The 5126-nt window shown below is 42.1% G+C and carries 1 protein-coding gene; it reads right to left on the bottom strand.

Annotation, left to right across the window (positions count from 1 at the left end):
- Positions 1-159 precede the first annotated feature (159 nt).
- Positions 160-4497, bottom strand: coding sequence for an alpha-N-acetylglucosaminidase TIM-barrel domain-containing protein (locus VK080_RS04555; RefSeq protein WP_324223584.1), 4338 nt, complete (start codon positions 4495-4497; stop codon positions 160-162).
- Positions 4498-5126 lie beyond the last annotated feature (629 nt).

The following is a 5126-nucleotide window of genomic DNA, read 5'->3' as shown; positions in this document are numbered from 1 at the left end:
ATAATTATTGTGTGGTTACTTTAATTTTATCAAAAGGTGTCCTTTTTGTTTATTGAAAACAAAAAATAAGCGTGGTGCTTCACCTATAATGGTGGAGACCACGCTTATTTTTTAATTTACTGGGGGTTTTGTCCCAGCCTCGGTTGAAGATGCACTTTATCACCATTTTTCAAGCAGATTATCAGCATGTTTCCGTAGTTTGTCTGCAGCATCTTCTATTATCTGCCCGTTTTCTTCATTATGATCGAGCAACTGCTTGAAGCCGTTCATATGTTTGACGGCTTTATCAATTGCATCTTTATCGGCAAAATGGCTGATAGAGGTTAATTGCAGGTTCATCAACCTTGCTACCTGACTGCTAGTAATCTCGCCATCTGCTTTATACTGATCAACAAGTGATTTCATGGCCTCGACACTTGACTCAGTACTTTCGCTGTTTACAAAAGTCATACTGAATACATGGATTCGCGAATTATCAGGCAGAATCACTGCCTCTACTGTTTTATCCGGATACAACGTCACCTCGTCGTACAGCACCTGGTAGTTATGACCAAAGTTCGCCGGCCCTGAAGGTGTGTTGCGATATTCAAATCTTGCAACGACACTCTCGGCTGACGGATCTGGAGAAGCATAATTGTCAAAATGAACACTAAATTCCTGAACAGTGCCATCAGAATAAACGACTGCGCCTGAGCCGGTTTGGTCATAAACGCCTGCTCCAATAAAAGCAAGCTTGTCTCCGGCAGTTGATGCCTGAATTGCGGATTGTCCCTTTACATTATCAGGTGTACCCGCTGGAACATCAGGCCACTTAAAAGACACACCTTTATGCGTTACGGTGGCCCCCGGAGTTAACCCTTCTTTCGTAAGTGCCTGAGCGGAGAAGCTGTTTCCTCCGTCAAGATTACCAGGACCAGGATTGTCGTCATCCGTAATCCCGACGTTATTAAATGCCGCAGATAAGTTATCTGCCGTGGAAATAACCTCAACCGGTAATTTACTCTTTACGGCATGTTCGTTACCATCCAAAGTATAGTTTGCTGTCGCTCTTAGATTAATGTCAGCAGGGTCAGCATCCTCAGGTGCTATTACGTTCCAAGTAACTTTTACCTTTTCATTTGGTGCTAACTCGATTCTGTCAGCAGGTGTTATGGCTTTAACCTCCCAATCATTAGGGACATCTAACACAGCGGCCATATCTTTGATAGATTGTTCCTGCTTATTTTGGAACAATGCCGTGACGTTTATGGGAACACCTCCCGGAATTTTCCGGTGTGGGAGCTGCAATAAAAATTCTTGCGGCTCAATTGAGAAGCCCTTAAATTGTGCCAGACCAGTGCTGTCCCCAGACCCATTTACCGCTGACATGAAAACGCCTGTGTCCACATCTTCGTTAGTATCGGGAACAAATACCGTGCCTACTTCTTTCCAATGTTCTCCGTCTGGGCTGCACGATGCGGTAAACAGCGAGCCGTTCCGGGAAAGTCTTACGTATTCAGGTCCGTTAAATTCAGTTGCATTCTTTTTCGAGTCCAGTGTTCCATCTCCATTGCTGTCCCAGGAAAGCATGCAGCCATGGTCTGGTGTTACGGAAATATTAATGTAGCCAGCGGAATCATTTTGGTTCGTTAAATCATTACGGGCCACAATCCCCGCACGGGCATAAGGGCCGGTCCGATCCTGATGGTCAACCTTTGTCGTGACTGTATCAGTACTTCCAAATGCATTTTCCTGATAAATCGCGCCATAATAATCCTTAGACTTCCACATATCATTACCACCGCCATAAATGGCAAAGTTATCCTCAGCTTGGCTGAACGTTGCATCATTAAACGATATTGTTTTATAAGGTGTTTGAACATCATTTTCAACAAGCAATCGGGTTTCATCAGTTATGTTATCAATTTGATGGCCATTTTCAAATGAAGCATCTACTACAAATTTCGCAGCAGCCTGACCGCTTCTATCTTCAGGAGCTGTTACCCTCCATTTCACTTTGAATGTTTCACCCGGATCAATTTCTTGTGTGGAGTCAGGTGTTTGTGCTTCCGCGGAATAACCCTCAGGAACATTCAATTTAAGCTTCAGATTGTTCGCTTTTGTAACGCCGTTCTGGTTGGTGAACGTTGCACTGATTGTTGTCTCTTTGTCACCACTGTTTATTATTTCTTTACTGCTTGATATTTCGAGTTTCCCCTCAGGTTCTCCGGCAAACTTTTCATGGATACCTTTGGCAATTTTGATAATATCGCCGGATGGTTCAGTCGGATAATTATTGTTCTGATGTGCCCATTCCTGGCCGTATTCAAACCAGTCAATCGATTCTGGCGGCTGGCCAGTTTCCAGTGTTTTATCAAGTGATTCGAAATATTTTTGCCATCTTGAGTAATAATAATCACCGACCAGGCCTGACCATTGGCGACGGCCATAGTCATCAAGTCCAGGTGTTCCCCATATTGAAATAAGTGATCGGGCATCATATTCCAGTCGTTTGCGTTCTTTTTCGTTCGTTGCCCAGCTTTTGGCATTTTCCAGCCATGGTCCAATCATACTGTGCTTATTGGTGGCTGCCACTTTGTCAGTCAGTTTCATGTAATCGAGCCATTTGGCGCTTAGTTCATCGAATGCACTTTTATCTCCTCTGTTGTAAGCAGACTTGATTTTCGGAAACAAATTTCGTCCTTTGTTTGCCAAAAATTGTCTGGTCACGTCCATCAAATCAAACTGATAAGCACTGCTATCTCGAAGACTCGGATCAACCTTGAGAAGTTCCGTTAATGCCCGCTCAAACTCAGCTTTGTCATAATGCAGATCCTTTTGAAAATGAATCCCTGTCGTAGGTGCAGTCAGACTTGGTTCAAGACTGTACATTTCCGTCGCTTTTTCACTTGAATTATTAGCAGGCAAATCATATACGGTTTGTGAAATTGTTTGCCAGGCAGTTTGAGCATGTTCATCAACGGCACCGTAACGAGCAGTGGCATATTGGGCGAACCATTCATTCATGTCAACCGGCTCATCATGCCAGGCCATTTCTGTGAAAAATTCCATGGCAGCCGGGTTATTATCGATCGCCTCAGGCATTAATGCTGTTCCTTTAAGCTTACTGTCCTCTTTGTTAAGCCATTTAAAAAACTTTTCATTCCAAACCGTTATGTTGGCTCCCATGTTAGTATGGCCACCGAAGTTCCATATAGTACCAAATGCGTAAGGTGTCTGGTCCCAATCATCCTCTCGGTTTTTTGCAGAACTTCTTTCAGAAATACCATCAAGAATCAGCATCTTATCTTTATCAATTGCCTCAATGGTTTCCGGAAGTGGATTGGAATGCCATCCAAGAATCGCCCAAGTTGCTTTTGGGTGTGCTTTTTCAAGTGCCTCTTGAACTGCTATCGAAGCATCACCAATGTCAACATTCCCAGCTTGGCCCCCCTCATGGAGCAGGTCCATTTTATACATGGAAGAATCTCCTAACAGTTCACTTTGGTGTTTGTAAAAAGCCTTTGCGACTTTCGGAAACCACTCATTTGTCGGATCCAACCAGTCAGGTTGTGTAAACCGATGATATGTCCCTTGTGGAACAATATTTGCGCCCGGATTTTTCTCCTCAAAATTAAATGGCACCATACCATAATATCCCGGAAAAACTGGTGTCATTCCAAGTTCGCGCAATCCGTCGGCAATTTTCCTTCCCAGTTCAGCTCGTTTATCAATCACATTTTGAGGGATAGGACCTGGAAATCCACTTAAATTTTGTAGCAACCACCATGGTTGATGAGCAGGTGTCGGAATCCAGTCACGCATTTCCGCAGTTGAGTATCCAAATTCCTCAAACGTTTTCTGATAGACGGCTTCAGTTCCAGGATATACGAGTACTTCATTAATCCCATGCATTGCAAGCACATCAATTTTATGTTGCCAGTAATCCCAATCTTCATATGGGTCGGTATAGCCCTCATCCGTATCATTTAATGCAAATCGATTTTCTACGTTTGCATCACGTTGAATTATTTGATCCGGCAAAGGTAACTTTTTAGGTAAATCCAGCTGTTTTCCAGTCAAAGAAATATTGGCATGTACCACATACTTCAAATACCATTTCCACCCCATTAATAAAGCGCTTGTACTTGAACCGGAAATGGTAATGTGCTGGCCGGGACCGGGTTCAATTTGAAAGGTTTCCTGATCGTATCCGGAAGTATCAAGCACCCCCAGTTTAAATTGTCTAGCTTGTTTGCAGGGTAACCACCTTTCAATAAGATTACTGGCTGCATTCAGATCCACTGAGGAGTTTTCAAAATGATTATTATTGCCTTGATTATCCGGTGGGCCTGTACACGGCTTGATGGTTTGATTTTGCAATTCCGAAAACTGATGGTTATCGTCACCGGAAGACTTGAAATCAGCATCAGCCGATTTAGGTGCGACTGAAAATAATAGAAGGACTGCCATCATTGTTACAATCAGTTGACATAACAGATACTTGTTTTTTCTCACAACTAAATCCTCCCTCCGCATTTTTTGCCAAAAGTAAAAACGTACAGCAGAGTTCTTTTTAAAAATTTATCACCTCCTATACACTATGTAGGCGATTACATTTTTGATGCCATTTTGTTTGTCTGAATGCTATATATGCATTAATTTCCTAATGACATTATATGACGCATATTATCACAATCTATCAAAATTAAAAGAACTATCCAAAAAAATAGTTCTTTTCTAATACATAAACTTAACTGATCAATAAACAAACGTACTCGCAACGGACGTAAGTATTATATGCCCACATGTTCTGTTTAAATTGTAAGGTAACATGCTTGGACAAAGTAAATCCCTGAATAAGTTCTTCATGAATAAAGGTATCCATTCAAAGTTTTTATAGATCCTGATCAACTTCTTTATGACGTCAGAATTGGGACCGCCTTTTTGGTCCCAAAAAGCACCACACCTTTTAAGAGAAGACGTGGTGTTTTTTTAGTTCTCTTTAAATAGGGACTGCTGAACGATTTTCAAACAGCCCATTTTAGTTCTACAGAATTTCCGAAAAAGCGTTGGAAAAAATAATAAAAAAGAAGGCGGAGTCTGCGCTCCAGGTTCATTACCAGCAGTTGTATGGAAATGACCGT

Origin of the sequence: Lentibacillus sp., assembly GCF_035301925.1 — a bacterium.
In the GTDB taxonomy this organism is placed as follows: Bacteria; Bacillota; Bacilli; order Bacillales; family Amphibacillaceae; genus Lentibacillus.
Note: the sequence above shows the minus strand (reverse complement) of the source record. Positions and strands in the feature narration are given on the sequence as shown.